We start from the raw sequence: 26935 nt of genomic DNA, 5'->3' as shown, positions 1-26935 counted from the left end.
GGAGCCCGATCGTGGTGGCGGCGGGCAGTGACCGAGGTGGTGGCCGGGCAGGGCTGTGCTGCGGTGATGGCCGCTGTCGAGAAGTGCCGCAGGCGTCGTGGGGGTGATGGGCTGCGGCACTGTGGGTACGCCGGACTCGCCCGTGGCGTGCTCTGGGGCAGAACCGGCGGAGGTGGGCGGAGGGTCAGCCCTTGAGGCTGCCGGCTGTGAGGCCCGCGATGATGTGCCGCTGGAAGATCAGGAAGATCACCAGCAGGGGGATCGAGGCCATGACCATGCCGGCCAGGAGCTGGTTGGCAGGCATGAATTCGGCGAGTCGGTTGAGCGCGACGGTGATGGGCTGGCGTGCCGGGTCCGGGAGGACCAGGAGGGGCCAGAGGAAGTCCTTCCACACTCCGACGACGGCGAAGATGGAGACCACGGCCAGTACGGGCCGGGACAACGGCAGGACGACGGATACCAGGACGCGCAGGGGGCCGGCTCCGTCCATGCGTGCGGAGTCCAGGAGTTCGGCCGGGATCTGGTCGAAGAAGCGTTTCAGGATGAAGATGTTGAAGGCGTTCGCGCAGGCCGGCAGCCAGATCGCCCAGGGGGTATTGATCAGGTTGACGCCGAACAGCGGCACGTCGGTGACGGTCAGGTACGTCGGCACCAGCAGGGCGGATACGGGCAGCATCAGGGTGGCCAGCATCATGCCCAGGACGATGTTGCCCAGTGCGGGGCGCAGCTTGGACAGGGCGTAGGCGGCGGACACGTCGACGAGGAGCTGGGTGAGCCAGGCGCCGGCGGCCAGGAGCAGAGTGTTGAGGAAGTAGTGGCTCAGTCCGACGTTCGTCCATGCCTGGGAATAGGACTCGGGGTGCCAGGTGTGCGGGACGAGGGTGGGGGTCGGGTCGGCCAGTTCGGAGGACGATTTCAGGGCCCCGCTGGCCATCCAGTAGAGGGGGAAGACGAAGGCGAGGGTGAAACCGAGGACGGTTGAGCACAGCACGAACCAGTAGAGGAAGCGGCCGGTGCGCCGGTTCATCTCCGCGGGGGCGATGAGGGTGCGTTCGGAGGTGTCGGACATGGTCGTTCCTTTCAGCCCTTGCTGCGGGTGAGGCGGAGGTACACCGCTGCGAAGAGCCCGAGGACGATGAAGAGCACCGTGCTCATGGCGCTGGCCATGCCGAAGTCGTTGTAGACGAATGCGTAGCGGTAAAGCAGCAGCAGGACGGTCACGGTGGCGTCGTTGGGTCCGCCGCCGGTGAGCACGTAGGGCTCGATGAAGACCTGCATGGTGCCGATGACCTGGAGCAGGAGGGTGATCATCAGGATGAACCGCATCTGCGGGATCGTCACGTGCCACAGCCGCTGGCGGATGGAGGCGCCGTCGAGTTCGGCCGCCTCGTAGACCTCGCCGGGGATGGAGCCGAGTGCGGCGAGGTAGATGAGGGTGGTGGTGCCCATGTTGGCCCAGGTGGAGACCAGGACGAGGGAGATCATGGAGATGTTCTCCGACTCGAGCCACTGCTGGGCCGGCAGATGGACGGTCTCCAGGACGTTGTTGAACAGGCCCGGGCCCGGGTCGTAGAACCAGCGCCACAACAGCATGGTGACGATGGGGGGCAGCATGACCGGGAGGTAGACGGTCATACGCAGGTACGAACGTGCGTGGCGGAACTCGTTGAGGACGACCGCGGTGAGGAAGGGGGCGGCGAATCCGAAGACGAGGGCGAGGAGGGTGAAGTAGCCGGTGTTCTTCCACGCGGTCACGAAGAGGGGGTCATCGAAGAGCCGGCGGTAGTTGTCCCAGCCCACCCAGGTGGCGGGCTGGGAGAAGGTCACCTGCTGGAAGCCGAGGAGCCAGCCGCGGATGATCGGGTACCAGGAGAAGAGGGCGAAGCAGAGCACGCCCGCGCCGAGGAAGCTGTAGGCGACGAGGTGCTCGCTGAGACGGCGCCGACGCCTGCTCGGGTTGTTCATGCTGGCCTTCTGCGGCTTGGGAGGGGAAGCTGGTTCCCGGGTGAGGGTCGGAGCCGCCATGTCACTTGACCGTCGCGAGGATGGTGTCGACCCTCTTGGACGCGTCCTTGAGCAACTGGTCGAGGTCTGCGTCCTTCTTGGTCAGGACCGCTTGCATGACGCCGTCGAGAACGGTGTAGATCTGCTGCGCGTTCGGCGGTTCGACCTTCTGGGTAAGGAGGTCGTTCCGCTCGGTGAACGGCTTGTAGTTCTCCTGCGGCACGTTGGCGTACTTCGCGTGCGCGCGTTCCTGCTTGTTTTCGGCCAGGCCGTTCAGGAGTCGGTCCAGCGGGAGTCCGATCGGGACGTCGTTGCCGGAGGCGCGCTTGTCCTCGAACTCGGTGCGGTCGGGGTTGAGGTACTTCCACAGGACCCACTCGATGCCGGCCTTGATCTTCTCCGGCGATGCCTTGGGGTTGAACATGAAGCCGTTGCCGCCGCCGAGGGTGGCCTCGCCCGGCATCGCGGCGACGCCGAACTCGCTGTACTTGCGCTCGAACTGCTTGACGATGGTGGGAATGTTGTCCGGACCGGCCATGTACATGCCGAGCTTGCCGGAGCCCATCATCTTCTGCACGTCATCGATCTGAAGCAGCTGCCGCGTACCCATGGAGTCGTCGGTCCAGCGCATGTCATGCAGCATCTGGAGCGCGTCGCGGCCGGCCTTGCTGTCGAAGGCCGCCTTCCACTTCCCGTCCTTGTCCTGGGCAGCGATATCGCCGCCCATCGAGTAGACCCACGACGTGAAGTGCCAGCCGCCCTGGTTGTTCTTGCTGTAGTCGGCGTAGCCGACCGTCCCGTCGCCCAGCGCGGTGATCTTCTTGGCGGCTGTGCGGACCGCTTCCCAGGTGGTGGGCGGCTTGTCCGGGTCGAGTCCGGCCTTCTTGAACAGGTCTCGGTTGTAGACCAGGCCGAGGGAGTACTGGCCGTTCGGCAGGCCGTAGAGCCCTCCGTCGGGTCCGGTGAACACCTTCAAGTACTCGGGCTTGATGTCCTTGACCCGTGACAGTTCCTTGGCGTACTTGGTGATGTCCGCGCCCTGGCGCCGCTGGATGAGACCCGCGGGATCGGTGAAGTAGACGTAGTAGACGTCCTCCAGCTGGCCCCCGGCGAGCTTCGCGGAGAAGGTCTTGGGGTCCATCTGGCCCTCGCGGGCATCGATTTTGATCTTCGGGTGTTCCTTCTCGAAGGCCTTGACGTCCTCCTCGAAGTACTTCCGGTCCACCGGCTGGGTCTTGGGCGGCATACCGTTCACCGAGATGGTGACCACGCCGCCCTCGGTGCCCGACGACGGAGAGCCGCCGCAGGCGGCAAGCCCTCCGGTGAGAACGCAGGCTATCCCCGCGCCGATGAATCTGCGGCGACTGCGCAGTCCGCTCATGACTGATCTACCTTCCGTGGATGCACTGCGCCGGCGCCCCGTCAACCGAAGCCCCGGCGGATACGCAGAAGGTAGAAGTCAGCCATGTAAAAAGTCAATGACATGTTGCAAAACATTGATTAGTTCGGCCGTGACCTGCCGGAACCCGGTCTCGCGGTGGAGGACCTGACGATCAGCTCCGCCTGAAACAGGGTCAGGCCCGGCACGGCCTGACGGTTGCGGATCTGCTCGTCGAGGGACTCGATCGCGGCCTCGGCCATGGCGGCCACCGGCTGTCGGCACGTCGTCAGGGGCGGGTCGACCGCGCTCATGAACGCGGAGTCGTCGAAGCCCACTACCGACAGGTCCTCCGGCACCGTGAGCCCGCGCCGCCGGGCCCCTCTGACCGCACCCAGCGCAAGAGTGTCGCTTCCGCAAACAACTGCGGTCACCCCCTTGTCGAGAAGATCGGAGATCGTACGCGCGCCCGCCTCCAGGGCGAAGAGGCTGTGACCCACCCAGGGCGTCCACTGCCTCTGGTGCACGCCCCGGGACTGCCAGAACTGTGCGAAGCCGCGCAGTTTCCGGACCGACGGCACATGGCCGCTGGGGCCGACCAGCAGTCCGATGCGCTCGTGCCCCATCCCTTCGAGGTGAAGCATGGCCTGCTGAACGGCCTGCACGTCGTCGGCGGCGATCTGCACCAGGTCGGAATTCTCGTCGGCGACGTTCACCAGCACCATCGGCACCTGCCGCTCCTTCAGCGCCGCCCCCTGCTCCGCGCCGACGTCCGTGTAGCTGGAACCGACGAACACGATCCCGCCAATGTTCTGCGCGAGCAGCATCTCGACGTAGTTGGCCTCGGAAACTCCATCTGCTGTACGAGTGCAAAGCACTGGCACATAACCGCGCTTGTTCAAACGCCCCGCCAGGGCCTCCACAAAGGAAGGGAAGACCGGGTTCTGCAGATCGGGGACCACGAGACCCACGAGCGGCGACCGCTCCGCCACCGCGCCGGCCGGACGTTTCAGACCCAGGACGTCCAGCGCCCGCAGAACCCGCTCCCTGGTCGCCGCAGCGACACTCGGGCTGCCGTTCAGTACGCGCCGGACCGTCAACTGGCTCACGCCCGCGAACTCCGCTACCTGCACTACCTTCACTGTCATGCCGCCACCATACAGACAGCTCGCAAAAACTGTTCAGACTCACGCAAAAATTTGTTGAGCAGGGCAGCAATCGGGCGCTGGGACGGCCCGGCAGCCGGTGGAGGGTCCGCCGAGGCAGATCGAGGCAGCCTGGGACCGGACCAGCGAGGACCCCACGGCTACGGGACCGAAGCAGCGGTCGGCGGCCACAGGACTGAGCCAACCAGCCGCCTCTCCCGCTCGCTCAGCGCGCGGCTCGTTGGCTCCCGGCTGCAGGGCGTCTCAGTGGCCCGTGCGATTTCCTGCCCACACCGCGGGGATTCGGCCCGACCACGGGCTTGCCTGTTCCAACTGGCCGGCGAGGCGGAAGAGACGGCTTTCGAGGCCGTATCCGGCGGCGAACTGCATGCCGATCGGAAGCCCCGTTTCCGCGTCGGCCGTCAGCGGCACAGACATGGCGGGCGTGCCCGCCATGTTGAAAGGCATGGTGAAAGGAGAGCGGTCGAAGACGGTGTCGATCCAGCCGAGGCCGTCCAGCGTCTGCGCGCTCTCGGCATAGGCGCCCAGGGGCGGGGGAAGTTCCGGCACGGTCGGGGTGAGCAAGATGTCGTAGGTGTCGAAGTGCCGGGCCAGGCTGCGGGAGACAGAGTTCCGGATCGTGAGAGCGGCGACGAACTGGGCGCCGCTGACCCGCTGCCCGTAGTGGTAGCCGGCGAGGGTCGCCGGTTCAAGGGTGGAGGAATCAATGGGCCGGCCGAAGGCGGCAGCCAGCTCGTCGACCGTGGCCGCGAGGTTCGCCGTGAACAGATGGGCATTGGCCAAGACGTACTCCTCCCAGCCGACCCCGAGGCCGACCTCGGCCTCCTCCACCTGGTGGCCGAGGGATTCGAGCAGACCCGTGGTACGAGAAAGGGCGTCGGCCACCGGTGCGGTGATGCGGCGTCCACCCCAAGCCTGGGTGACGACACCGATCCGCAGTCGGCCCGGGTGGCGGGAGACTTCCTCCATGTACGGCCGGGACGGCTCCTGGGCGAAGTAGGGGTCTCCCGGTTCCGGGCCGCTGATCCGGTCGAGCAGGGCCGCACTGTCGCGGACCGTGCGACTGACGCTGCCGGGCACGGCCAAGCCGCTGAAGAGCTCGTCGAGGTCGGGGCCCATGGAGACCCGGCCGCGGGTGGGCTTCAGCCCGAAGAGGCCGTTGTAGGCGGCGGGGACGCGCAGCGAGCCGGCGGCGTCGGTGCCATGGGCAAGCGGTACGGCCCCGGCAGCTACGGCCGCGCCCGCGCCGCCGCTGGATCCACCTGCGCTCCGCTCCAGGTTCCACGGGTTACGGGTCGCGCCGTACAGCACTGGTTCCGTCGTGATGCTGTAGGCCATCTCCGATGTCGCGGTACGTCCGAACGTCACCAATCCGGCGCGACGCAAGCGCAACATGAGGAAGGAGTCGGCGCGTGCGACGTGGCCGACCGCAAGGCGGCTGCCCAGCTCCATGCGCCGCCCGGCCATGGCGGCTCCGATGTCCTTGATCAGGAAAGGGACCCCGGCCAGCGGTGTACTGCCGGGCTTGGGTTCGTCGTCGGCCGGCCAGGTCTCCACGACGGCGTTGATCTGCGGATCAACCGCCTGAGTGGCCTCTTCGAGTGCCGATGCCTGACTCCCCGGCGGCCCTGCCAATCCTTCTGCTCGACGGATCCTGACGGCTCGTCTCACCTGCATGTCCGTCTGGCGTAGCTATTTCAAGAACCGGCAGTGGCACGGGCACGCTGGAGGTGGAGTCCTTCGGTGCTCACGCAGCTTGGCCGAGGCCGACAGCGGTCAGTTCCTGCCCGCGCATTGGGGGAAGTCGACGTCGAGCTTCGGGTCGTACGTGTCGGGCCGGATGCCGAATGCGTGCGTGCTGTACTCGGGCCGGGAACCAGTCGCTGTTCCGGCCCCCGCCCGGAACAGGGTCAGCCAGCGCCACCACGTGCCGATCGCATGCTCACACCGCTGACCGCCGCGTTCGTACGGAGTCGGAGCAGACTCCGTGAGCGGGCCCCAAACCGCATCGGTCCGGATGTGACTGAGCGCTTCACGTGGCGAGTCGAGCGCCTCGGTTGGCGGCCATGGTGGGGAGGGGGCGCCAGTTGGCGGGGACGTCGCGCATGATCAGGGCAGAGTCCAGGGCTGCGCTCCCTGATCGCCTGTAGACGGCCGCTCCTAAAGCCTCTGCAGGTCGGACGATGGATACCTGCCGGAGCCGCTTCTCTGCCTCGGCCACCACCCCGGCGGTACGCCGTCTACCGTCACACCTGCGGCAATGATCGCGCGCGGAGCCGAGCTCGGCCCTTGCCGAGGGCGCGCGCCGCCGGGCCACCGGTGCCATGCTCACCGACGCCCGGACCGTCGCGTTGCTGCGCGCCATGGCCGACGACCCCGCACTGGGCACCGAAAATCGGTTCTCCTGCGCGCCGGCCGCGATCGGCGACCGTTCCACGCCGAGGTGTTTGGCGTAGCGCATGCGCAGGCCAGCGTCTCAGGCGGAGATGCCAGGTGGCGGGGAGCGTCATCGAACCATGCGGTATTCCGTGCTCCGGAGCAGCTGAAAGGCACGGGTAGGGGCGTTCAGTGGCCGTCGCGGCGTCGTTGGTAATCCCACACCGTGTCGAGGCAGCGCTCCTCTTCCAGGGAACCGCGTTGCGGCGGGCCGAGGAGTCGTGCTGCTTCCACGCACCGTTCGTCGCCGCGGAGGGCAAGCCCGTAGACCGCAGCCAGCTGAACCAGACGGTCCGTATCGTCCAGCACAGCTGCCATGGCGTCGGCGAACACGTGATCGCGGTCCGGGCTCTCGGCAACCACGCCGCAGGCGCTCTTCCGTACCACCGCGTCCGGATCGGCCATCAGCCCCAGCAAGGCCGTACGAGCATCACCGGAAAAGGTCGGCGGCGAGGACAACGCATGGAGCCCTTCCGCCACCGCACGCCGTACCCGGGCGTCGGGATGGCCGGCGTGGGGCAGAAGGGCCGCTTCCGCGCGTGGGTCGATGTGTTCTCCCAGAGCGACGAGCACCTCGGTCAGGACGGAGACGTCCGTCTCTGTTGCCGCCCAGCCGGTGAACAGGTCCAGAGCGGGGCCGGCGAACGCGTCCTCGTCGCTGTGGTCGAACAAGTGAAGAAGACGGAGCACCTCGGCACCGAACAAGCGGCGGGACGGGTCCGGGCTCGTACGCAGTTCCCTCGCAGCGCTCCAGGTTGCGTCCTCGCGCCGTCCACCAAGCTGGAGGCTGGAACGGCTCCACGTTGCATGATCCTGCCGATCGACCTGAGCCAACGCGCGGTCCATCAACACCTCGAACGAGGCTCGTATCCCGAGCAGTTCCTCGATGTACGTGAGGATCGCCCCATGGCCGTCCCGCACCGTCATGCCGCCAAGGGTGAACTCAACGACGCTGTCGTACTCGCTGTCTTGAACCCGCTTGCGTGCGACAGCGTCCCGAGATCCGGTACGGCGTCGCAGTTCGGCCTCGACCCCCGTCTCGTGCCAGCGGCGCGCGAGGTCCCGGGCCTTCAGGAGTTCGCTCTCGGGATACCTGCCGCGGATTTCCTGGTCCAGGAGCGCCTCGAACAGAGCGGGCGAACCGGAGTCGACCGCCTCCCTCAGGGGGATGAGGTCCTCGGGGCGGCTCTGGCCCGAATCGGCGCCGTATTGAAGCAGTAATTGGGCGATGTGCCCGGCGTGCATCCGGACGGCCAAGCAGAACGCGGCGTCCACGGAGTCGGAGTCGCTGTGCTCGTGGAGAAGGATCCTCACCAGGTCCGTGTCCCCGGCCTGGACCGCGGGAATCAGGGAGGACTGGCCGCCCATCGCATCGCTCGTTCCCGTGCCCATGCCCAAGAACCTGCTCCCCCATAACACTGTCGCAGCTGAGTGTAGATCTGCCGAAACTGGCGTGACCGGGCGGATACCAGCCTGCACAGCAGGTGGGAGACCGAATACGGTCCCAGCCCTGGGGAGCACGGCGAGGTCGAGTCGGATCACGTCTACGAAGTCCGGCTTCGTCACGGCAAGCGGCTCTGGCACGACTCCTGTGAAGCCGTCACGGCGAGTCGTCTGTCTGACCTGGGATATTCGAGGCAACGGAGTGCCGGGGCTCGTATGAAGTGATCCACACGAAACTGCCTGGATGGCTCCTCGGTGCTTCTCGGGTGCCCGTGCCGTACTCGCCCTCGCTACTCGAACGTGATCGTCAGGCGCTCAGCCCACTCGTATACCAGGTCCTGCTCCGCGACAGCCTCAAGCAGGTCACGGACTTTGATGAACTGCTCCTCGCCCATCAGCGCCCGGCTAGCACTGGCATGACGCCAGATGATCTCGACAGGGCGTTCCACATCCACAGTCAGCCGGTCCCACAACGCAGCGAGGTTGGCCCCGTAGTACGGGCCGAAGTCCAACGCGCCGGCCAGAACCCTGTGCAGATCCGCTTGCGACCTCATCTCCGCACCGTTGATCTCTACCCTCACACACGCCCTCCGTCCATTCTTGGGCCAACTTCTTCAGTGTCTTTCGATCAAGATCGCAGGCACCAGCCCGGACTCGTCCCCGACGTCGTAGGCGATGCAGAGCCGTGCGGTGAAATCAATATGAGTGGATCATCGCTCATGCGCGGCAGAGCTGGCACGTGGGTTCTGCCCACCGGGCCCGCCGGGTCGTCCGCACCGTGCAACCTCGACCCTGCGGTCCGTTTTGACGACACGGCCTCGCTAGGCGCGTACGCCGCCGTGCAGCAGCGCGTCCCGCGCCGTGCGGGCGGCTTCCGCCGCGGTGTCGTGGTCGAGGGGTTCGTTCATGACGACCGTGCCGTAACTGCCGTCGTCCACCCAACTGCACGCCACGCGTGCGCCGGGAGCCTCCGTGTCGTCGGCGTACGAGACGCAGCGGAGCCTGCCCCCGCCCGGGCCGGCGTCCGGCTGCCAGATCTCGTTGATGGTCGAGTCCGACTCCGACAGCCCCAACTCGTATCCCTTCAGGAGCGTGTCGGCCGTGCCCCGGAAGTCGCCCGTCACACCGACGATGATGGTGGCCGGGTCGTCCTCGCCGTTCGCGGACGAGAAGTCACCGTAGATGTAGGTGAACGTGCCCTCGGTGTCCATGAGCTGCGTCCACAGCGACGCGTAATCGGAGTCGACCCCCTCCACCACCGGCATGGCGGAGGTCAGTTGCATGCCCCGGAACACCAGCGGCGGCGTGACCGTGTAACGCGGGTAGTCCTTGGGCGGCACGGGGCTGAACACCATCGGCGAGACCAGTGCGAACACCGCGAGGGTGAGCGCCGCGCCCAGCACCGCGAAGTCGCGCAGCCCGGGCGGGGGCGGCGGGGGCAGCGGGATCGCCGGTTCCGGTGCGCCCTCAGGGAGCGGTGGAACGCGGTCCCTGGCACGGGTGCGGGCGCCGCTCTCCAGGACGGCGAGCAGGCGATACGGGACGAGGGCCAGCACCGCGCCGGCTCCCGCCCACACCGACCAGCGCGCCGCCGCGTCGAGGACGAGCGTCAGGGCGCCTACCGCCAGGACGGCGAGCACGCTCAGATACGGCGCCCTGATCAGCCACAGGAGCAGCGTGCGGCCGGGCCGGGTGAACGCGGTGAGCGTCTCGGCGCGGATGGCCAGGCGCAGGCTGTGCGGGTGCTGCCCCGCCTCCTCCTCGGCGAGGCGGGCCGCCTCGGCCAGGTTCGGGGCGGCGGCCAGTGCCTGGCGGACGTCATGGCGCTGGGTGTGGGAGAGGGAGAGCCGGGGCGTCGCGCTCTGCGCCGTCCAGACCGGAACCGGGGCGCGGAGCCGCTGCGCCTCCGGCGAGTCGGGGGCCAGTTCCTCGACCCGTGCCACGAGTTGCGCGGCGCGGGCGGCGCGGCCGGGGCGCTCCAGTCCGTCGGCGGCCCGGCAGAGTTCGGCGTACGCGGCAAGCAGGGCCAAGTTGTCGGGGAAGGCGTCGAGGCCGCGGCGGTAGACGCGCTCGGCCTCGTCGTCGTGGTCGTCCTCGTCCTCGGCGACGTGCGCCCGGCCCAGCAGTGCGTACAGCTCCGGGTCGGGGCCGTACTCCTCCAGTGCGGCGGTGGCCCGCTCGCGTGCCTCGCCGCGGCGCTTCGCCGCGAGCGCGTCCCGTACGGCTTCCAGCGCGGCGGCAGCCTGCGGTGACCGCTGCTCCGCCTCCGGCTCTGCCGGCTGTGCCATGTCGGGCGTGTTCGTGTGCCCGGTGTCCTGCATGAAGATCCCCACCCTGTGAAGCGACCGGCGACGGCCGACGCGCCACTATCGCGGGTGGCCGGGGCGCGGGTCAACGCCAATTAGGTGACGATTACGCAGGTCAGCGGGCCAGCACGGCGAGGAGGACCTTGCCCTGGCCGGGCTCGGGGGCGACGTCCTGCGCCAGGGCGAGGATCTCGGACAGCGGGTGCGGTCGTGTCGAGCGCCCGCGTCGAGGGCCCGCGTCGAAATGCGGCGGCCGCCGTTTGGCGCACGCTGCGGGAGAATCCAGCCGGGTTCACATTCCCGCTGGGCCTTCAGGCCAGGACCAGGAGGGCAGCGATGATCACCATGGTGGCGGCGGTGCCGAGGTGGACACCGTGGATAACGGCGCGCGGCCCCTTGCTGCGGGCCACGACGGCCGCGTCACCGGCCGGTATCAGCGCGGCGGCCAGCATGACCCAGCCCAGCAGGTGAGTGGTGGCGCCGATCAGCAGGACCCCGAGCATCAGGCCGGTGCCGATGTCACGGACGCCCATGATGGCCAGCCATGACCGCATGGCCGGGTCATCGGGGCGGGTGTTGGGGATGCCGAAGCCGACGGCAGAGCGGGGCGCCCACACAAGGCGGGCCCCGACGAGGACGACAGCGGCGGCGATCAGGGCGGCCAGGGTGGTGGCGATGGCGGCGAGCATGAGACGGATCCATTTCGTGGCGGTGCCGGAGAGGTGGAAGCTGTCGGTGGAGGAGCGGGCCCAGCTCGGAGGCGGGGTACGCCTCGGCGTGCACGTAGTCCGTTGGGAGGGGAGGGGTGGATCACGCGGCGGTGACGAACCAGCCGCCTGAGGCCACCTGTCTGGAGAGGGTGGACAGGGTGCGCCGCCGTCACCGCTCGTCGGCGTCGACGAAGTGGTTGTCGTAGTCTTCGTGAAGCCGGCTCAACTCCTCCTCGTTGATGGTGGCGAGCTGTGCGAAGTACTCCTCCCGTGGCACGCCTGGCGAGAGTGCCATCAGGAGGGTGGCTGGTTCGGCACGTTCCTTCCGCAGGGCGTGGACGTCACCCTTCGGGGCGTGCACGGTGTCGCCAGGTTGCAGCGTTCGCCATGCCTGCCCGTCGAAGTAGTCGACTTCGCCTTCTTCCACGATGAAGGTCTCGCTGAAGGTCGTATGAAAGTGCGGGACAGGTCCGCGGCTGGAGGGCGACATGCGCCACCGGTAGATGCTCACCATCCCGCTGGTCTGAGCCGGACTGGCGAGGACTTCGATGGTCGATCCGCCGACGCCCAGCCGGATCGTTCGCGTCTGTTGGACTTGCTCGGATTCCCTGGAACCCCGGGCACTCGACTCTGTTTCGGTCATGGCCCGAGTCTCGGGGTTTCACCGTTCTGCTCGCGCTCACTTCGGCGGTGGCCTAACAATACGGGGATGATCCGCTACCGATTGGGCGCCGGCGCTGCGAGTGTGCGGTGGGCGATGTCACCGATCCACGAAGTGGTCAGCCTTGCCCAGCTGTTGACCGAACCGCAGCGTCACGCGATGTTCCATCCGTGGCTTCGCCGTCGCCACCTCCATCTTTCGCATCCGGACCTGCGGGCGCTCACCGTCTTCATGGCCGACGGCGCGTATCGGCCCGACTTCCTCGACCCCTCACCGATGACCGGTGAGCCGACGTTCGAGGAAGGTATGGATGCCCTCCTCTCCGCACCGGCGGACCAGACGTACGCGGAACTGGTCGATGCCATGCGGGAACGGGGCGCAGACATGGGCCGCCGGCTGCTCGACGCCCCCGAGCGAGCCAGGTCCGAGGCCGCCGATGCGCTGCGCCGCCTCTGGAGGACAGTGGTGGAACCGGAGTGGGTGGGCATGCGGCAGGCGCTGCGTGCCGAGTTGCTGGACCGGGCCATCCAGGTCAACCGTGAGGGACTACGCGCGGTCCTTCCGCGCCTGCACCCCTCCGCGGCGTTCGAAGACGACACCGTCACTGTCGAGAAGCCTGTGGACATCGACGTCGACTGCCCGCAGGGGCTCATCCTCGTTCCGTCGCTGTTCATCACCGACCGGGTGCAATGCACCACTTCGGACCATTGGACTCCGGCGATCTATTACCCGGCATCAGGACGGTACCTGTGGGCGGCGCCCTCCACTCCAAGATCCCTCCACCGTCTCCTGGGCGCGACCCGGGCGAGGATCCTTGCGGCGCTCACCACTCCGCTGCAGACGACGGCGGTGGCCGCACTGGTCAACGTCACCGCCCCGACGGCCAGCGAACATTTGGCAATCCTCCGGGACGCCGGGCTCGTCGACTGCAGCCGGGCCGGCCGCACTGCCATGTACGAACTCACCGAGGCAGGACGCACTCTCCTGACCGCAGCCCCGCCACGACCATGACAGGTCAGAAAGCTGCTGATGACCGGACAGAGCGGGGTGCCCAACGCCCCCATGGCGGCCCGCACGACGCAATCGGCGACTCCGGGCCGCTGCCCGCCGGCGTCGGGGTCGACGGAGAGGACGACCAGGGCGTGGTCCAGGGCGTGCGGCGGGGGTCGGGGCTGAGGCGACGGCCGGACGCTGTGCGGTGAGCCGGGCGAGGTGGGTCTCGCGCTGGTCCTCCCACGGCGTGGCCGTCACCGCGTTGCAGGGCGCGCTCTGGGAGCACCGCATTTGGGCCCGCACCAGCGACGCCTCGGACTGTACGGGCGCCTCCGGGCTCTCGCTGCGTCGGCGCTCGGGTTCTTGGGCAGCTCCGGCAGTCTTCCTCGAGATCGATGTCGAGTGGGCCTACGAGGCCGCACTCGACGCCCGGGAGATCACCACCTGGGAACGTGTTGATGCGGAGCCATTCGCGCAGCATGCGTAGCGGTGCCGCCCCGCCGATCGCGATGGTCGGCCACTGAGCGGATGGCAGTGACCGGCGGCGTTTCTCCATCCCCGGGAAATTCGCCCCGTGGGTCCGCGGAGAAAGGCCTCCTCACCGCCTTCGGCGGGGCGATCGGCGCATTCTGCCGAAGACGTGGTCCCCGCGTCCCGGCGGGTCTGCCACGGGCGGGAAATCGACCGCCTGCGGGCTCTTGACCATGGCTCTGACCTGGCCATTTGCCGGGAAACGGCTAGCCTGGGCGCGTCTGATGGACAACCCGGGGAGGGCGTCGTGGACGAGGAAGTCACCGCGTACGAGGAGAGCTACATCCAGGTGCTGTATGCCGCGGCTGCGTTCCGTAAGCGGCCCGGGATGTACATCGGTTCGACCGGGCCGCGGGGCCTGCACGCCCTGGTGTACGAGGTGGCGGACCGGGCGGTGAACGAGGCACTGGGCGGACGTGCCACCTCCGTCGACATCGCCCTCACCGCGGACGGTGGTGTGCGTGTCGCCGACGACGCGGCGGGCGACGCCGACGGCCTCGAACTCGAAGCCCGGCTCACCCGCACAGGGCCCGGGACAGGGTTCCGGGGCCGTGACCGTGTGCCGCTCAGCTCCTCCGGCCTGGGGCCCGCTGTCGTCAACGCACTGTCGCGGCGGATGACAGCCGAAGTGCGGCATGACGGGGCCCTGTGGCAGCAGGAGTACGCGCGTGGCGCCGCCGTCACTCCGCTCACCGAGTCCGGAACAGGGGCCGGGAACGGCACCGTGATCACGTTCTGGCCCGATGCCGAGATCTTCGGGGCCGCCGAGTTCTCGGCCGAGGCGCTGGAGGACGGGTTGCGGGAACTCGCCTTCCTGAACCGGGGCCTGGACCTCTCCTTCGCCGACCTGCGCCGCCCGGCCGAGGCCCGTTCGGTGCGGCTGCGCTTCCCCGGGGGAACGCGTGACTACCTCGACTTCCTCGAAGGCCACGAGGCGGCGCACGGCGCCGATGACACCATCGCCGTCGAGCAGGAGGACTCCCGCATGGCCGGGGTGATGGACGTGGCATTCCGCTGGTGCGACTGTCCCGGGGAGCGGTTGCGGAGTTACGCCAATAGCCAGGCCACCCCGCAAGGCACCCACGTGGCGGGGTTTCGTAGCGGGGTGACCGCCGCCGTCAACGCGTACGCACGCGAGCGGGGGCTCCTCGCGCCCGCGGCCCCTGACGTACCGCCCGACCGCATCGGCGAGGGGCTGACAGCTGTCGTGTCCGTGAAGCTCGACCAACCCGAGTTCCTGGGTGCCATCCACGAGCAGCTGGGCAACTCCGAAGTGTCGGCATGTGTAACGCAGGCTGTGGAAGAGCACCTGGGCCTGTGGCTCAGGGCTCACCCCGAACGAGCCGCGGCCGTCGTACGACGGATCACCGCAGCTTCTTGAGCCCCCAGGCCGGCCACGCGGACCCCACTGGCCTGCGCGTACGCCCAGGTTGCCGCGGTCATGGACCCCTGATGCACTCCCCGGCCCTTCCGCGGGCGCCTCAATGGCTTGATCACCAAGATGGGACTCCTGCCGTCAGGGACTCGGCCACACACCCACGTAAGCGAGACGCACCTGCTTCACGGACCGTCGGCACCCCGTGTCACACTCCTTCCCTGATCACGGGGGTGTTCGTCTCTCGTGCGCTGAAGGGGATGCGTGTGAGCAGGGTGGGGTGGGCCGTCGCCTGTATGACTGCAGTGGCGATCGGAGTGGCCGGCTGCGGGGGCGACAGTTCCGATCGGGAGGGGGACAGGACGTCCACAGCTGCCTTCACCCCGGTGACACCGAGGCCGGAAGACTCCGGCCCGATCACCAAGGCCAAGATGCGCCTGGTGCTCGACGGCATCACCAGGGATGTCGGGGCGCCGCAGAACGATCCAGAAGTGGCGTCAAGAGCGGAGACGTCCGACAACCCCATGGCCGCGTGCTTTGTCGAGTACAAGGGATTCGACAAAGCCGTGAATGTGGATCAGACCAACGCCTTGGCGGCCGCGTTGACCGCCCGTGGGTGGACACAGGCCAAGAAGCCCAACGATCGAAAGGCGCCGCACGGCACAGTCGACGTGGTGCAGGCGGTGTTCAAGAAGCGCGGCTGGACCGTGGTCATGGACTACCGCGGGTCCTCTCTCAGCCGAACGCTGAGTCTCAGCGCCTTCAACGATGCCTGCGTCAAAAAGGCCCAGGCAGCCGAGAGCAGCACCTCCTCCAACTAAGAGAACCGACACCGGTGACGACGGCTCCCCCAGCCACACCGTGGGCCGTGCGGGACACATGGGTCCCGTCAGCACATCGGGATGGATGCCGTCACAGATGAGTTTCAGCTCTCGCGAGTGAACGTGGTGACCTCGCATTCGTCGGGGTCGCCGACGAATGAGTAGAGAGGTGGATGTTTCCGGCTGCCACTGACCATGAGACCGTCACCGTAATACCCACCGTCGGCGTCGCTGTCGAGGAAGCCACTGATCTCGTGACTACGCCTCCTAGCCAGTTGGGGCGCCGACGCGGCCCGGGACAGGTCCACCGATTCCGCGTCCTGAGCGCGGCGGGCCCGGCGGGCCCGGCGGCCGAAACGGTGGAGGACCCGCAGGGGTGGCGGTCGAGTTCGATGCGCTCAGTTGCCTCGTACGATCACGGCTATGCCGCCGACCGGCCGCTCATTGCGGTACTGGGCGATCTGGAAGGGTGCGAAGGCTTCGCTGCCCACCTCGTCGGTGACGACGAGCAGCAGTTCCATGTCGCGCTGCTCCATCGGGTTCAGCGTGAGCGTGTGGGTCAGTTCGTTCTGCCCCTGGGCCTCTCCCCCGGTGGTGGTGTCCTTCAGGGACAGCCAGGCCGAGGCGTTGACCGGGCGCAGGCGCTCGTCGTTGGGGATGTTGCCCCACAGTTCCTGGGGCATCGGGCGGACGCCGATCTGATACGTGACTTCGTCGTCCGTCGGGTTCGTCGCGAGGAACGCGAAGGGCTCCGGCGCGGCGGGAGCGGCCGGCAGGACGGCCAGGTTGTGCTGGGCCCAGTGGCGGTCGTTGACGGGGTCCGCGAGCCCTCCGGCGGCCACGTTGTCCAGCGGGTGCCAGACCTTGGCCAGGAGGCAGATGTGGTTGCCCGAACTCGCCGGGATCCGTGCGGTGAGGGGGGTGGTCTCGGCCCGCCCGCCGTGCGGGGGCACCGCGACCGGCGCGAACCCGATGAACTTCGACGGGTCGGGGATGACGGGCCCGCTCACCGGCTTGGACCACCACAGGCCGACGTACGCCATCGAGGGGCTGTTCCCGCCCTGCCAGTTGCCGATGGCCACCTGGGCGGTCAGGTCCTGTCCGGGCTGGAACGCCGTCAGCGGCTGGATCCCCGAACAGAGGTACCAGCAGACGCCGTTGGGCACGGGCCGCTCGCCGTCGTCCTCCCCCACGTCGGGCACCTCGGGCGGCGGGTAGCTGTAAATGTAGAGGTAAGGCCGGTCGTTGCCCCCCTCGTGCGGCTGCTGCTTCTGGCCTCGATCGGTGTCCATGACTGAGTCCTCACAGGTCCTGGTAGGCGAGGATGTCGACGCCCACGGGGTCGTCGTCGATCGAGCCGCTGGTGGACCAGCACGGGTGTGCGGTGCCCCGGTCCGCGTCGAGGTCGAGGTTGCTGTCGCCGGGGGTGCCTCGGGCGACGTCCTGCCACCTGCGTACGCAGTCGGGGCCGGTGGCGGTGAGGACGATGCCCGGGTCTGCTCCCACGGGAACGGTCTTGGTGTAGTCGACCGGGTTCTCCATCTCGGTCCGTGGATACCGGTAGAACGTGCGGACGTCGTCCGTCTCGGGGCGGTGCGGCTGCATGGTGTCGTTCGGTACGGCGAGGAACTGGCGGTAGAGCGGGAAGCCCAGCCGCCCCTCCGGGTAGATGAGGCCGCAGCCGGACAGGAAGGCGCCGGCCTTGCCCAGGGCCTCCCACAGGCGTACGTGCAGGTCGTACAACTGGGATACGAGTTCTTCGAGTTGGGGGACTCTGGCGGCCGCCGCGAAGCCGCTGCCGGTGAGGGGTTGGCTCTGCGAGGCCAGTGCGTCCTTCTCGGCCTGGCTGAGGTCGACGGTGAACGCGTTCCGCCAGTTCTCCGCCACGTGTTTGTCCCAGAAGGTGCAGCTCTTCTCCTCGCCCCACTCCTCCCAGCACGGGCCTCCGAGCAGTACGGCGAAGCAGAGGAAGGCCAGCACGGCCAGGCAGAAGCTGCCGCAGGCGCTCTCGCTGTCGGCGGTGCTGTCCGTCGCCGTCGGCGGCCCCACCTGCCCGCCGCCGTATCCGTGGTAGGTGGTCGGTTTCACCCCGGGCCCGTGGGCGTACGGGGGTGTGGCCGTTTCCGGGGTGACGGCCGGCTGCGGTGGGTGTGCGGGGTCGGCGAAGATCTTCGTGATGAACGAGGCCGGGGGCAGGGCCGGCGCGGGCGGCTGGACGAAGGTGTCGAGGAGTTCGAGCTGTCGGATCAGGCGTTTGTAGCCCAGGGCCAGATCGGGCACCGGGCTCAGCCGCGACAGGTCGTACGTCTCCTCGATCGTCCTTCTGAGGAAGTCGGCCGTCTCGCCCGGCAGGGTCGCCTCCGGTGCGTTGTCGAAGCGCAGGGAGTCCGCGATCCCGCGGCAGCTCCGTACGTCCGGGTACCGTTCGCCGCACCACGATCCGACGGAGTTACGGGCTATGCGGTCCCGGAGCCGGTGGGAGCGGCGCGGTCCGCCGACGACCTGCGTGAGGTAGACCGAGCCGGTGGCGTTCGCCGAGTAGCCGGACAGGATGCCGAAGGCCAGGGCGCGGGTCTCGCCCGTCCCGGCTTCGCCGAATGCGGTACGTACGAGCGCGTCGGTCCTGCGTGCGAGGAACACGTCTCCCCATCCCCACTGGGCCACCGGTTCGTCCTGCTGGCGCGGGTGGCGCGGGATGTGGGCCATGGTCCGCAGCCGTTTGCCGAGGCCGTCCATCCTGAGGAACGTGCCCTTCGCGTCGCTCGTGGCGCGGCGCAGGCTCAGGGTGGCCTCGCAGAACCTCGACGCCGCTTCCGGGCTGGACGGGTCGGACAGGGCCGTCTCGATCTCGCCTCGGATTCTGCCGATCTCGGCGTAGAGGGCGAGGCCGTCCGTCCACATCTTCGCCGCTTCCTCAAGCAGGTCGGCCTCCGTGCCGTCGGATGCGGCGTGGGCGAGGACGTGGTCGAGCAGGGCGCCGAGTCTCGCGTGTGCGGGGTGGTTCGCGCAGTCGTCCGCGAGCTGGGTGCGCGCCGCGTCGAGGGCCGGGTCGACGGTGGCGGCGGCGAGGGTGTCCAGCTGCTGCGACAGGGCGACGACATGGGTTCGGGCGTCGATCATGACGCACACCCCTTTTTTTGGGTGTCGGTGATGACCCACCGGTTCTTGGGTGTCGGTGCCCACCGGAAGAGATCCGCAACGGGTAGGCCCGGCCGTCGGCGCGGTGCGCAATCCCTGCGACTCACCGGGCCTTCGACCGCGCGTTGCGGGGTTCTCGAAATGGCCTTTGCCACCAGCATCGCGCCGTTCCGTGCACCCGGCAACTCCGTCACGGGGCAGCAGCCCCTGCGTGTCGGCGCGGGGGCGGTCCGCCTCGGCACGGCAGTCAACTGCCCTGATATGACTGGCTGGTTGCAGCCATGAGCCTCACGGGCCCATGCGCTCGGGCGGGGCCTCCGTGAACTCCGTGGCGTGGTCGGCTGTCCACTGACGCAGTGTTCGCGGCGGCCTCCCGAGGATGTCGGCCACCGCCGTGGTGATGTACGCGGGTTGCCCGACCGCCGCGCTCCACGCGGCGAGCAGCATGTCGACGGCCGAGTTGGGCACCGTACCCTCGCAGAGGCTTCGGAACTCGTCCGGTGTCATCTCCTCGAACGCGATCCGGCGGCCCAGGGCGTCACCGATGACGCCCAGCTGCGCGGCTTGGGTCAACGATTCGGGGCCCGTGAGCACGTAGTCGCCTCCGACGTGACCATCCTGATGGAGCGTCCGCGCCGCGACGGCTGCGATGTCGCGGTCGTCGACCGGTGCCGACTCGGCAGCGCCGTAGGGCCACCGGACGAGCCGGCCGGCCCGGATCGCGGGCGCCCACCAGGCCAGCGCGTTCGACGCGAACATTCCCGGCCGGAGGATCGTCCGCTCAAGTCCGGTGGCCGCGATGAGCCGCTCGATGTCGGCGTGCAGCACCGCCATGGGATTGGGCTGCTGGAAGAGGGGGTGTGGCGTCTGATGCGGGGAGGAGAGAAAGACGACGCGCCGCACGTGTGCGGCCAGTCGCCCGACGACTGCCTCCGCGGTCCGGGACGGGGCGGTCCAGACGAGGAAGACCGTATCCACGCCCTGCAACGCAGGGTCGAGCGACTCGGGCACAGTGAGGTCACCGGCGAAGACCTCGACCTCCGGCGGCAACGTCGCCGCCGCCTCAGGGCGCCGGATGAGGGCTCGGACCGGCACGCCCGCGTCGAGAAGCTCACTGATGACGACGCGGCCGACCCGGCCCGTCGCGCCGGTGACGAGCACGGGAGGAATGTCTGTCTGGTTCATGCCGCCAATGAAATCGTAACCCGGTTAAAAACACAACCGAGTAACAAGCATTACGCTGGTCACATGAGCGAGTCGACGGGGCTGCGGGCCCGCAAGAAGGAGCGGACGCGTGACGCCATCGGCGACGCGGCCGTCTCGCTGTTCCTGGAACGCGGCTTCGACCGCGTCTCGGTCAACGACATCGCCGCGGCGGCCGAGATCTCCAAGCCGACGCTCTTCCGCTACTTCCCCACCAAGGAAGACCTGGTGCTGCACCGGTTCGCGGACCACCAGGGCGAGGCGGCCCGCGTCGTGCGTGACCGCGGGTCCGGCATCAGGCCGGTGCCGGCGCTGCACCGGCACTTCCGGGCCGGCCTCGATCGGCACGACCCCGTCACCGGCCTGAGCGATCACCCCGAGGTGGTGGCGTTCCATCGGCTGGTGTTCACCACGCCGAGCCTGGCGGGACGGCTCTCGCGGTACCAGCTGGAGGACGAGGAAGCCTTGGCGGACGCCCTCGGCGAAGGGATCCAGGCACGGCTGCTGGCCGCCCAGGTAGGTGCGGTCCAACGAGTCCTCGCCCGGGCCAACTGGCAGAAGATCGCCGACGGCCGAACGGCCCGCGACGTCCACCCCGAAGCCGTGGCCGATGCCGACCATGCCTTCGGTCAACTGCCCTGACAGGCCACGCTCCCGGTCGAAGACGACTCTGCGGCCCGGGGGCGGGCACGACCACGTGGCTCCCGGTGGGGCTGAAGCAGGGATCGCCGGTCCCTGGATAACCGCGGCCTTCATCCGGCCTTCGGGCCGCGCGATCGTTGAAGGGCAGGCGGCGGACCGGCCGGTCCGTCCGCACCTCGACCCGAACGGAGCCACCATGGCCCGCATCGCCCTGATCACCGGCGCCAACCGGGGCCTCGGCCGCAGCACCGCCCTGCACCTCGCCGAGGCCGGCACCGACCTGATCCTCACCTACCGCTCGCACGCCGACGAGGCCGAGGCCGTCGTGGAGGCGGCCAGGAAGCTGGGCCGTACGGCGGTCGCCCTGCGGCTGGACACCGGGGACACCGCCGAGATCCCCGCCTTCGTCGCGCAGGTGCGTGAGGCCCTGGCCCGGGAGTGGGGCCGCGACGACCTCGACATCCTCGTCAACAACGCCGGCCACGGAGTGCACGCGCCGTTCGAGGAGACCACCGAGGAGCAGTTCGACGGGCTGATGGACGTCCACGTCAAGGGCGTCTTCTTCCTCACCCAGGCCCTGCTGCCCCTGATCAAGGACGGTGGCCGCATCCTCAACGTCTCCACCGGCCTGACCCGCTTCATCGCCGCACCGACCGCCGCGTACGCCGCTGCCAAGGGAGCCGTGGAGGTGCTCACCCGCTACCTCGCCAAGGAGCTGGGGCCGCGCGGCATCGCGGTCAACGCCCTCGCACCGGGCGCCACCGGCACCGATTTCGGCGGCGGCGGGGTCCGCGACGACGAGGGCATGCGCTCCATGCTGAGCGGTGTCACCGCGATGGGCCGCCCCGGCGAGCCCGACGACATCGGGGCCGCCGCTGCGGCGCTGCTGGCCGAGGGCACCACCTGGATCACCGGGCAGCGCATCGAGGCGTCGGGCGGCATGCTGCTCTGAAGGCCCCGGCCCGCCCGGGCCCGTACACCTCCACCACCATGCCCCGGATGTCAGCCACCGGGGCCACGAGGGAGACTGAACCGTGGATCGAGCTCAACTCGCGGACTTCCTGCGCACCCGGCGCGAAGCCCTGCAACCGGAGGACGTGGGACTCCCCCGGGGGCCGCGCCGCCGCACCCGGGGCCTGCGCCGGGAGGAGGCCGCGGCGCTGAGCGGGATGTCGACCGACTACTACAGCCGGCTGGAGCAGCAGCGCGGGCCGCAGCCCTCGGAGCCGATGCTCGCCGCCATCGCCCGCGGTCTGCGCCTCTCCCTCGCCGAGCGCGACCACCTGTTCCGAATCGCCGGACACAACACCCCCTCCCGGCCCGGAAACCTGCGCTCCGACCACATCACGCCCGGTCTGATGCGCATCCTCGGGCGGCTGGACGACACCCCGGCTCAGGTCGTCAGCGATGTGGCGGAGACCCTCGCCCAGACACCGGCGGCCACCGCGCTCCTCGGCGACCAGACACGATTCACCGGACCCGAACGCAGCCTCACCTACCGCTGGTTCACCGATCCCGGCGCCCGGCTGCTGTACCCGGAGGAGGACCACCCGCTGCACAGCCGCTTCTTCACCTCCGGCCTGCGCGCCGCCTACTCGCGGCAGGGGGCGGGCGGCCGCGCGGAGCACCTGCGCGACCTCCTGCTGGAGCGCAGCCCGGAGTTCGCCGACCTGTGGAGCGCCCACGAGATCGACGTACCGCGTGTGGACCCCAAGCTGGTACGCCACCCCGAACTGGGCGTCCTCACCCTCCAGTGCCAGGTCCTGCTGGACCCGGAACAGAACCAGACGCTGCTGGTGTACACCGCCACCCCGGGTTCGGCGGACGACGAGAAGCTGCGGCTGCTGCCGGTGCTGGGAGCTCGGACGGCGGGCACCTGACGGTCCTGGCCGGCCTTCACCCCTGGCTCAGAGGTCGCTGTCGATTCCGGTCACGGCGGGCGGGCCGAGAGGGGCGTCGGATTCTTTGATTCCTGCCTTTTTCAAGGCTGCGGAAAGAATCCTGCTGGCATTCAGTTCGGCCTCGTATCGATCCCGGGCTTCCACTTCCAGACGGACGGAGAAGGTGCCGTCCTCGTTGAGCGTGAGCAGGTCCAAGCCTTCGCTCTCGCTCACATCCGTGTGCTGCGAAGCCAGTGCGCTCTCCAGGGCGGACCTTGTGGAGTCAGTGATTTCGATGCCGAATGTGCCGGGCACGGTGATGACGAAATTGGTCATTGCGACTACCGGTCCCTTTCCTCGAAGACGCGCCGTGCCACTGCTGCCTCGTCATCCACCAAACCCACCGTGTCGGGCAGTCCCAGCACGGCGCCGCAGTTCTCGCACAGCTTCCCGTCGCCGGCGGGCGTACCGCACGCCTTACAGAATCGTTGTTGAGCCTGTTGACCTTCTTCTGACGCCATGATGATTCCGTCCTCTGCTGTATGCGAGCGGCTGCACGGATCGGGTACCCAGTCGTAGCCCTCTGATTCTCCGCTATTCCATACCGCCGGAATCCGTGAAGGCTTGTCGGCTGTGCGCGAGCAGTTTGCGTACCGCGGGGTTGTGTGTGCTCTTCCAGATCAGGGCGAGGAGGGCCGGAGTCTCGACGTCGTCGATCGTGCGGGCCATGAGGCGGTCGCGGTGGGACGCGGCCATCGAGTCGCTGAGGACGGCCACGCCGAGGCCGCGCGCGGCCAGGTCCGCGATGGCGTCCGCGGCGCCGGCCTGCATCGCGATCGAGGGGTGGAGGTGCTGTGCGGCGCAAGCCTGGTCGAGCACGGCACGCAGGCCGGTGCCGGGTGGCATGCACACGATGGGATGGGCGACCAGGTCCCTCAGGACGACCCGCCGCTGTTCGGCCAGGGGGTGCCCGGCCGGGACTGCCGCGACGAGCCGTTCGCTGATGACCGTCAGCGCGTGCAGCCCTTCGGGGGCGGCTGTCGCCGTCCCGACGAGCGCCAGGTCGAGGGCGCCGGTTCGGACCCCTTCGGTGAGCCGGTCGGAGTTGTCTTCCAGCAGCGCGAGCTCCACGCCGGGATGCGCGTCGTGGAAGGCGGCGAGGGCTTCGAAGAGCGGGGTGAGGGTGCAGCCGACGACCATGCCGACGGTGAGGCGGCCCCGTATCAGGTCGGTCACCTCGTCGACCGACTGGCCGACCGCTCCTGCTGAGGCGAGGGCGGCGCGGGCGTGTTCGAGCGCGGCCTTCCCCGCGACGGTGAGGGTGACGGTGCGGGCCGTCCGGTCGAACAGCTCGGCTCCGAGTTCTCGTTCGAGCCGGCGGATCTGGGCGCTGACGCCGGACTGGCTGATGTGCACCCGCTCGGCCGCGCGGGTGAAATTCCGCTCTTCGGCGACTGCGACGAAGTACTCCAGCTGCCTCAGCTCCATGCCTGCACATTCTAGTTCGTAGAAGAACCATGTGTTGGACTTCTGATCGGCGGCCGATCACGCTGGGAAGTGCCGGTACCCCATGCGAGGAGGAACCCATGCCCGAGTACGAGAAGGCCATGCGGCCCGAGGACATCACCCGCCTGTTCGTCGAGCGGTCCAATGCCGGTGACGCGGCGGGGGTCGCCGCGCTGTACGAAGAGGACGCGGTGATGGCCTACCCGCCCGGTGCGCAGACGGTCGGGCGCGATGCGATCCGTGCCCTCTGGGAGAAGGTGCTGGCCAACCGTCCCCGCTTCGAACCGGAGCAGCCGCTGCCGACGCTGGTCAGCGGTGACATCGCCCTCACCTCGACCCCGCCCGAGGACGGGGCCGGGGCGCGGGCGCAGGTCGTCAGGCGCCAGTCCGACGGGAGCTGGCTGCGGCTGCTCGACCAGCCCGAGTTCGCTCCGCCGACGCGCTGAGCGCGCTCCCCGGCCGAGTGCTAGGGCCTGTCCAGCGGATCTTCGTGGATCAGCCCGCGGCGTCTGGTGCATCCCCAAGTTCTCGGCTTCGCTCGAACAGGGGAGACCCCACTTCTCGGCGTGCGCCCGGATCACCCTCGTACTGGACGTACTTGGGTGATTCGGGCGTGCGGCGAGAGTGCGTGCCAGGCGTCGCGGGCCCGCGAAGATCCACCGGACAGGCCCTAGAGGGAGGCCGTCGTGTCCGGTTCGCACCGCACGAGCTTCTCGAAGAGGAACTCGTGCTTCAGGAACGACGTCTCGTACTCCCCTCCGGGGTAGGGCGGGATGAGCTGAGCGGCCTGGATGAGACGCCAGCCGTCCTCCAGCGCGGCGACGCCCGTCTCGTAGGGCGGTTCGTCGCTGTCGCCGGTCGTGGGCCGGCTCGCACCGGTGCCGTCGTACCGGGCCCAGCCCACGACCACGGAGTCGAGGGCCGACGTACTCAGGTACAGGAACAGGACCTGCTGTCGCACGGTGGTGGAACTGCTCACGCGCTTCTCCTCTGCACGGGTCTGTTGGTGATGCGAGTGGCCCAGTAGTCGATGTCGAAGTCCGGATCGTCGGACAGGCGGCGCCACAGCTTGATCCGGTTGTGGACTTCCAGCCTGCCCGCAGCCGGTTCGTACCAGGGGAAGGTCCGCCTCAACTCTTCGGCCACGGCCGGGTCGTGGATGTCCTTCGTGTCCCACAGGTTTACCTGCGGCTCGGTCGGGTTGAAACGGATCTTGTACATGTGGCGCACGCGGTCGCTGTCGTTGCGCCGGCCACCGTGCCAGATGCCGTGATGCAGCAGGACGACCGTGCCGGCCGGGCAGGTCAGCCGGGTCTGGCCGCGCAGGTTCTGGTAGCGGCCGGTGTCGGACTCGTTCGTCCGGCGCAGATGACTGCCCGGGACGATGAGTGTGCCGCCCATGTCCGCGGTCACGGCCTGCGGGTAATACATGAGCTGTACGTCGAAGGCGTCGGTCCGCAGGTCGATGAGGGCGTCGGCATGCAGTGGCTGTGCGCTCCCCTCGTGCGGTTCGCGCGTGTGCACGTGGTGGTGGTCGACGGTCGGGTCCGACCCCACGAGGCTCTGCACCGCACCTGCGACTTCGGGCAGTTCCAGGAGTCGTCGCGCGAACGACCCCTCGGGGAAAGCCTTTTGGACAGGGGTCCCGTACGGCACCGTGGGCAGCCCCGCCGCGAAGACGTCGGGTGCCTCCTCGTTGAGTTCCCGAGGCACGATGCCGTCGAGGCGCAGGAAGCCTTGGGCCACGAACCGTGCCACCTGGACCGTGCTCAGTAGGTTTCGTGTGGTTGCCATGCGACGACCGTACGAAGCGATGGCGCCGCAGTCGTGGGCTGTATCCATCAGCTACTGGTAATTTTCCACCATGGAACACCTTGTCGAGTTGGCCCTCGACCTTCCTCCGCGAGTGCACAGTGCGGGCGTGGGTGTGCACGGGTACGGCGGTCCGCACGATGTGTTCCGGCTGCCGCAGCTGTGGCAGGTGCATCTGTACGCCTACTCCGGCGTCTTGGAGTACGGCGGCTTCCGGCATCCGATCCGTCCGGGATACGTGAGCCTCGTACCGCCCGACACCGAGGTGCACTTCCACTACGACACCACGCCCTGCCGGCACCTCTACGCCCACTTCATGCTGCCGGGCCGTGGTGAGCGGCGGCACGTTCCGGCGATGCAGGACACCGGCGCGGACGCCGCGCTTCTCAGCGGCCTGCTGCGGCAGACCGTCGCGGCCTGCACGCAGTCCTCGTCGGCGCGGGCAGCGGCGGAACTCTGGACGCTGCTGTGGCACACCACCGGCTTGGTCGATGCGTCCGCGAACCGGGAAGGGCCGAAGCGTTCCGTCCTGCGGGCGGCCATGGCGCACATCGAGGAGCATCTCGCCGAGCCCTTGGGCGTCCCGGACATCGCGCGTGTCGCCGGGGTCTCCCACACCCATCTGACGCGGCTGTTCCGGCAGGACACGGGGCTCACGGTCGTCGGCTATATCCGGCACCGTCGCATGGCGCGTGCCCAGCACCTCCTGACCGCCTCGACGCTCGCCATCCCGGCGATCGCCGCGACCGTCGGCATCCCGGATCTCCAGGCGTTCAACAAGACCTGCCGGAAGGAACTGGGCGCGGCGCCACGGGCGGTGAGGCAGTCGGCGCAGGAATCGCGACCCGCGCGCCGGTCCGAGCCGGTCGAGGGGCCGTGTCGCGTCAGCGCTTCGGCCGGGGGTACACGCGAGTCGTAACCACCGGATCG

General features: G+C 68.8%; 26 protein-coding genes. 9 read left to right on the top strand and 17 right to left on the bottom strand.

What is annotated here, in order from left to right; translation table 11 throughout:
• Positions 1 to 184: 184 nt before the first annotated feature.
• The 10 genes from ACIQZN_RS22480 to ACIQZN_RS22435 all read right to left on the bottom strand — a co-directional run bounded on the left by ACIQZN_RS22480 (position 185) and on the right by ACIQZN_RS22435 (position 12086).
• Positions 185 to 1069 (bottom strand): carbohydrate ABC transporter permease, encoded by an 885-nt coding sequence (locus ACIQZN_RS22480; protein WP_403996614.1) that lies wholly within the window; start codon positions 1067 to 1069, stop codon positions 185 to 187.
• 11 nt (positions 1070 to 1080) lie between these two features.
• Positions 1081 to 1965 (bottom strand): carbohydrate ABC transporter permease, encoded by an 885-nt coding sequence (locus tag ACIQZN_RS22475; RefSeq protein WP_403996611.1) that lies wholly within the window; start codon positions 1963 to 1965, stop codon positions 1081 to 1083.
• Positions 1966 to 2026: 61 nt separating this feature from the next.
• Positions 2027 to 3274, bottom strand: a complete 1248-nt coding sequence (locus ACIQZN_RS22470) for an extracellular solute-binding protein (protein ID WP_403996662.1) — start codon at positions 3272 to 3274, stop codon at positions 2027 to 2029.
• 230 nt (positions 3275 to 3504) lie between these two features.
• A complete protein-coding gene (locus tag ACIQZN_RS22465) occupies positions 3505 to 4530 on the bottom strand; it encodes a LacI family DNA-binding transcriptional regulator (RefSeq protein WP_403996608.1) in 1026 nt (341 codons plus the stop codon).
• Positions 4531 to 4791: 261 nt separating this feature from the next.
• Entirely contained in the window at positions 4792 to 6225 is a 1434-nt protein-coding gene (locus ACIQZN_RS22460; protein ID WP_403996605.1) for an amidase, read from the bottom strand.
• Positions 6226 to 7113: 888 nt separating this feature from the next.
• Positions 7114 to 8376: a HEAT repeat domain-containing protein gene (locus ACIQZN_RS22455; protein ID WP_403996602.1), complete on the bottom strand. Its 1263-nt coding sequence runs from the start codon at positions 8374 to 8376 to the stop codon at positions 7114 to 7116.
• Between the two features lie 341 nt (positions 8377 to 8717).
• Complete coding sequence (locus ACIQZN_RS22450) at positions 8718 to 9008, bottom strand: barstar family protein (RefSeq protein WP_403996599.1); 291 nt, start codon at positions 9006 to 9008, stop codon at positions 8718 to 8720.
• A 240-nt stretch (positions 9009 to 9248) separates the two neighbouring features.
• On the bottom strand, positions 9249 to 10715 hold the full coding sequence (locus tag ACIQZN_RS22445; protein WP_403996596.1) for a hypothetical protein: 1467 nt from the start codon (positions 10713 to 10715) through the stop codon (positions 9249 to 9251).
• 329 nt (positions 10716 to 11044) lie between these two features.
• Entirely contained in the window at positions 11045 to 11422 is a 378-nt protein-coding gene (locus ACIQZN_RS22440) for a DUF4267 domain-containing protein (RefSeq protein ID WP_403996594.1), read from the bottom strand.
• A gap of 190 nt (positions 11423 to 11612) precedes the next feature.
• Entirely contained in the window at positions 11613 to 12086 is a 474-nt protein-coding gene (locus ACIQZN_RS22435) for a cupin domain-containing protein (protein WP_403996591.1), read from the bottom strand.
• A 66-nt stretch (positions 12087 to 12152) separates the two neighbouring features.
• Between ACIQZN_RS22435 and ACIQZN_RS22430 the strand changes: the two genes are divergently transcribed.
• From ACIQZN_RS22430 to ACIQZN_RS22415, 4 genes are all read left to right on the top strand, one after another.
• Positions 12153 to 13115 (top strand): DUF5937 family protein, encoded by a 963-nt coding sequence (locus ACIQZN_RS22430; protein ID WP_403996588.1) that lies wholly within the window; start codon positions 12153 to 12155, stop codon positions 13113 to 13115.
• A 229-nt stretch (positions 13116 to 13344) separates the two neighbouring features.
• A complete protein-coding gene (locus ACIQZN_RS22425; RefSeq protein ID WP_403996585.1) occupies positions 13345 to 13584 on the top strand; it encodes a hypothetical protein in 240 nt (79 codons plus the stop codon).
• A gap of 291 nt (positions 13585 to 13875) precedes the next feature.
• Complete coding sequence (locus tag ACIQZN_RS22420; RefSeq protein ID WP_403996582.1) at positions 13876 to 15009, top strand: DNA gyrase subunit B; 1134 nt, start codon at positions 13876 to 13878, stop codon at positions 15007 to 15009.
• A gap of 290 nt (positions 15010 to 15299) precedes the next feature.
• On the top strand, positions 15300 to 15824 hold the full coding sequence (locus ACIQZN_RS22415) for a hypothetical protein (RefSeq protein ID WP_403996579.1): 525 nt from the start codon (positions 15300 to 15302) through the stop codon (positions 15822 to 15824).
• Between the two features lie 398 nt (positions 15825 to 16222).
• Here the strand turns inward: ACIQZN_RS22415 and ACIQZN_RS22410 are convergent, their stop codons facing one another.
• The 3 genes from ACIQZN_RS22410 to ACIQZN_RS22400 all read right to left on the bottom strand — a co-directional run bounded on the left by ACIQZN_RS22410 (position 16223) and on the right by ACIQZN_RS22400 (position 20123).
• Positions 16223 to 17116 (bottom strand): hypothetical protein, encoded by an 894-nt coding sequence (locus ACIQZN_RS22410; RefSeq protein WP_403996576.1) that lies wholly within the window; start codon positions 17114 to 17116, stop codon positions 16223 to 16225.
• A 10-nt stretch (positions 17117 to 17126) separates the two neighbouring features.
• Positions 17127 to 18944 (bottom strand): hypothetical protein, encoded by a 1818-nt coding sequence (locus ACIQZN_RS22405; RefSeq protein ID WP_403996573.1) that lies wholly within the window; start codon positions 18942 to 18944, stop codon positions 17127 to 17129.
• Positions 18945 to 19250: 306 nt separating this feature from the next.
• Positions 19251 to 20123, bottom strand: coding sequence for an NAD(P)H-binding protein (locus ACIQZN_RS22400; RefSeq protein ID WP_403996570.1), 873 nt, complete (start codon positions 20121 to 20123; stop codon positions 19251 to 19253).
• 87 nt (positions 20124 to 20210) lie between these two features.
• Between ACIQZN_RS22400 and ACIQZN_RS22395 the strand changes: the two genes are divergently transcribed.
• From ACIQZN_RS22395 to ACIQZN_RS22385, 3 genes are all read left to right on the top strand, one after another.
• On the top strand, positions 20211 to 20807 hold the full coding sequence (locus ACIQZN_RS22395) for a TetR/AcrR family transcriptional regulator (protein ID WP_403996567.1): 597 nt from the start codon (positions 20211 to 20213) through the stop codon (positions 20805 to 20807).
• A gap of 196 nt (positions 20808 to 21003) precedes the next feature.
• Positions 21004 to 21759 (top strand): SDR family NAD(P)-dependent oxidoreductase, encoded by a 756-nt coding sequence (locus ACIQZN_RS22390; protein ID WP_403996564.1) that lies wholly within the window; start codon positions 21004 to 21006, stop codon positions 21757 to 21759.
• Positions 21760 to 21841: 82 nt separating this feature from the next.
• Positions 21842 to 22687, top strand: coding sequence for a helix-turn-helix transcriptional regulator (locus ACIQZN_RS22385; protein ID WP_403996561.1), 846 nt, complete (start codon positions 21842 to 21844; stop codon positions 22685 to 22687).
• Positions 22688 to 22714: 27 nt separating this feature from the next.
• On the opposite strand, the gene ACIQZN_RS22380 is transcribed toward ACIQZN_RS22385, so the two are convergent.
• Positions 22715 to 23023 carry a hypothetical protein gene (locus tag ACIQZN_RS22380; protein ID WP_403996559.1) on the bottom strand — a complete coding sequence of 103 codons (309 nt, stop codon included), beginning with the start codon at positions 23021 to 23023 and terminating at the stop codon, positions 22715 to 22717.
• A 258-nt stretch (positions 23024 to 23281) separates the two neighbouring features.
• The gene (locus tag ACIQZN_RS22375; protein ID WP_403996556.1) at positions 23282 to 24175 is read right to left on the bottom strand and encodes a LysR family transcriptional regulator; all 894 of its coding nucleotides are present in this window, start codon (positions 24173 to 24175) and stop codon (positions 23282 to 23284) included.
• A 98-nt stretch (positions 24176 to 24273) separates the two neighbouring features.
• On the opposite strand from ACIQZN_RS22375, the gene ACIQZN_RS22370 reads away from it, so the two are divergent.
• The gene (locus ACIQZN_RS22370) at positions 24274 to 24639 is read left to right on the top strand and encodes a YybH family protein (protein ID WP_403996553.1); all 366 of its coding nucleotides are present in this window, start codon (positions 24274 to 24276) and stop codon (positions 24637 to 24639) included.
• A 224-nt stretch (positions 24640 to 24863) separates the two neighbouring features.
• On the opposite strand, the gene ACIQZN_RS22365 is transcribed toward ACIQZN_RS22370, so the two are convergent.
• Positions 24864 to 25172 (bottom strand): hypothetical protein, encoded by a 309-nt coding sequence (locus tag ACIQZN_RS22365; protein ID WP_403996550.1) that lies wholly within the window; start codon positions 25170 to 25172, stop codon positions 24864 to 24866.
• Positions 25169 to 25987, bottom strand: coding sequence for a phytanoyl-CoA dioxygenase family protein (locus ACIQZN_RS22360; RefSeq protein ID WP_403996547.1), 819 nt, complete (start codon positions 25985 to 25987; stop codon positions 25169 to 25171). The genes ACIQZN_RS22365 and ACIQZN_RS22360 overlap by 4 nt, the downstream gene beginning before the upstream one ends.
• A 70-nt stretch (positions 25988 to 26057) precedes the next feature.
• On the opposite strand from ACIQZN_RS22360, the gene ACIQZN_RS22355 reads away from it, so the two are divergent.
• Positions 26058 to 26924 carry a helix-turn-helix domain-containing protein gene (locus ACIQZN_RS22355; protein WP_403996545.1) on the top strand — a complete coding sequence of 289 codons (867 nt, stop codon included), beginning with the start codon at positions 26058 to 26060 and terminating at the stop codon, positions 26922 to 26924.
• Positions 26925 to 26935: the final 11 nt, after the last annotated feature.

The organism is Streptomyces sp. NPDC097595 (assembly GCF_044761525.1).
Taxonomy (GTDB): domain Bacteria; phylum Actinomycetota; class Actinomycetes; order Streptomycetales; family Streptomycetaceae; genus Streptomyces; species Streptomyces drozdowiczii_A.
Note: the sequence above shows the minus strand (reverse complement) of the source record. Positions and strands in the feature narration are given on the sequence as shown.

Bases quoted from the DNA above. Each gene is read 5' to 3' on its own strand.
- ACIQZN_RS22380 (WP_403996559.1), bottom strand. From the start codon at position 23,023: ATGACCAATTTCGTCATCACCGTGCCCGGCACATTCGGCATCGAAATC.
- ACIQZN_RS22430 (WP_403996588.1), top strand. From the start codon at position 12,153: ATGATCCGCTACCGATTGGGCGCCGGCGCTGCGAGTGTGCGGTGGGCG.
- ACIQZN_RS22435 (WP_403996591.1), bottom strand. From the start codon at position 12,086: ATGACCGAAACAGAGTCGAGTGCCCGGGGTTCCAGGGAATCCGAGCAA.
- ACIQZN_RS22465 (WP_403996608.1), bottom strand. From the start codon at position 4,530: ATGACAGTGAAGGTAGTGCAGGTAGCGGAGTTCGCGGGCGTGAGCCAG.
- ACIQZN_RS22455 (WP_403996602.1), bottom strand. From the start codon at position 8,376: ATGGGCACGGGAACGAGCGATGCGATGGGCGGCCAGTCCTCCCTGATT.
- ACIQZN_RS22410 (WP_403996576.1), bottom strand. From the start codon at position 17,116: ATGGACACCGATCGAGGCCAGAAGCAGCAGCCGCACGAGGGGGGCAAC.
- ACIQZN_RS22405 (WP_403996573.1), bottom strand. From the start codon at position 18,944: ATGATCGACGCCCGAACCCATGTCGTCGCCCTGTCGCAGCAGCTGGAC.
- ACIQZN_RS22390 (WP_403996564.1), top strand. From the start codon at position 21,004: ATGGCCCGCATCGCCCTGATCACCGGCGCCAACCGGGGCCTCGGCCGC.
- ACIQZN_RS22475 (WP_403996611.1), bottom strand. From the start codon at position 1,965: ATGAACAACCCGAGCAGGCGTCGGCGCCGTCTCAGCGAGCACCTCGTC.
- ACIQZN_RS22360 (WP_403996547.1), bottom strand. From the start codon at position 25,987: ATGGCAACCACACGAAACCTACTGAGCACGGTCCAGGTGGCACGGTTC.
- ACIQZN_RS22460 (WP_403996605.1), bottom strand. From the start codon at position 6,225: ATGCAGGTGAGACGAGCCGTCAGGATCCGTCGAGCAGAAGGATTGGCA.
- ACIQZN_RS22415 (WP_403996579.1), top strand. From the start codon at position 15,300: ATGACTGCAGTGGCGATCGGAGTGGCCGGCTGCGGGGGCGACAGTTCC.
- ACIQZN_RS22440 (WP_403996594.1), bottom strand. From the start codon at position 11,422: ATGCTCGCCGCCATCGCCACCACCCTGGCCGCCCTGATCGCCGCCGCT.
- ACIQZN_RS22445 (WP_403996596.1), bottom strand. From the start codon at position 10,715: ATGGCACAGCCGGCAGAGCCGGAGGCGGAGCAGCGGTCACCGCAGGCT.
- ACIQZN_RS22355 (WP_403996545.1), top strand. From the start codon at position 26,058: ATGGAACACCTTGTCGAGTTGGCCCTCGACCTTCCTCCGCGAGTGCAC.
- ACIQZN_RS22375 (WP_403996556.1), bottom strand. From the start codon at position 24,175: ATGGAGCTGAGGCAGCTGGAGTACTTCGTCGCAGTCGCCGAAGAGCGG.
- ACIQZN_RS22370 (WP_403996553.1), top strand. From the start codon at position 24,274: ATGCCCGAGTACGAGAAGGCCATGCGGCCCGAGGACATCACCCGCCTG.
- ACIQZN_RS22395 (WP_403996567.1), top strand. From the start codon at position 20,211: ATGAGCGAGTCGACGGGGCTGCGGGCCCGCAAGAAGGAGCGGACGCGT.
- ACIQZN_RS22480 (WP_403996614.1), bottom strand. From the start codon at position 1,069: ATGTCCGACACCTCCGAACGCACCCTCATCGCCCCCGCGGAGATGAAC.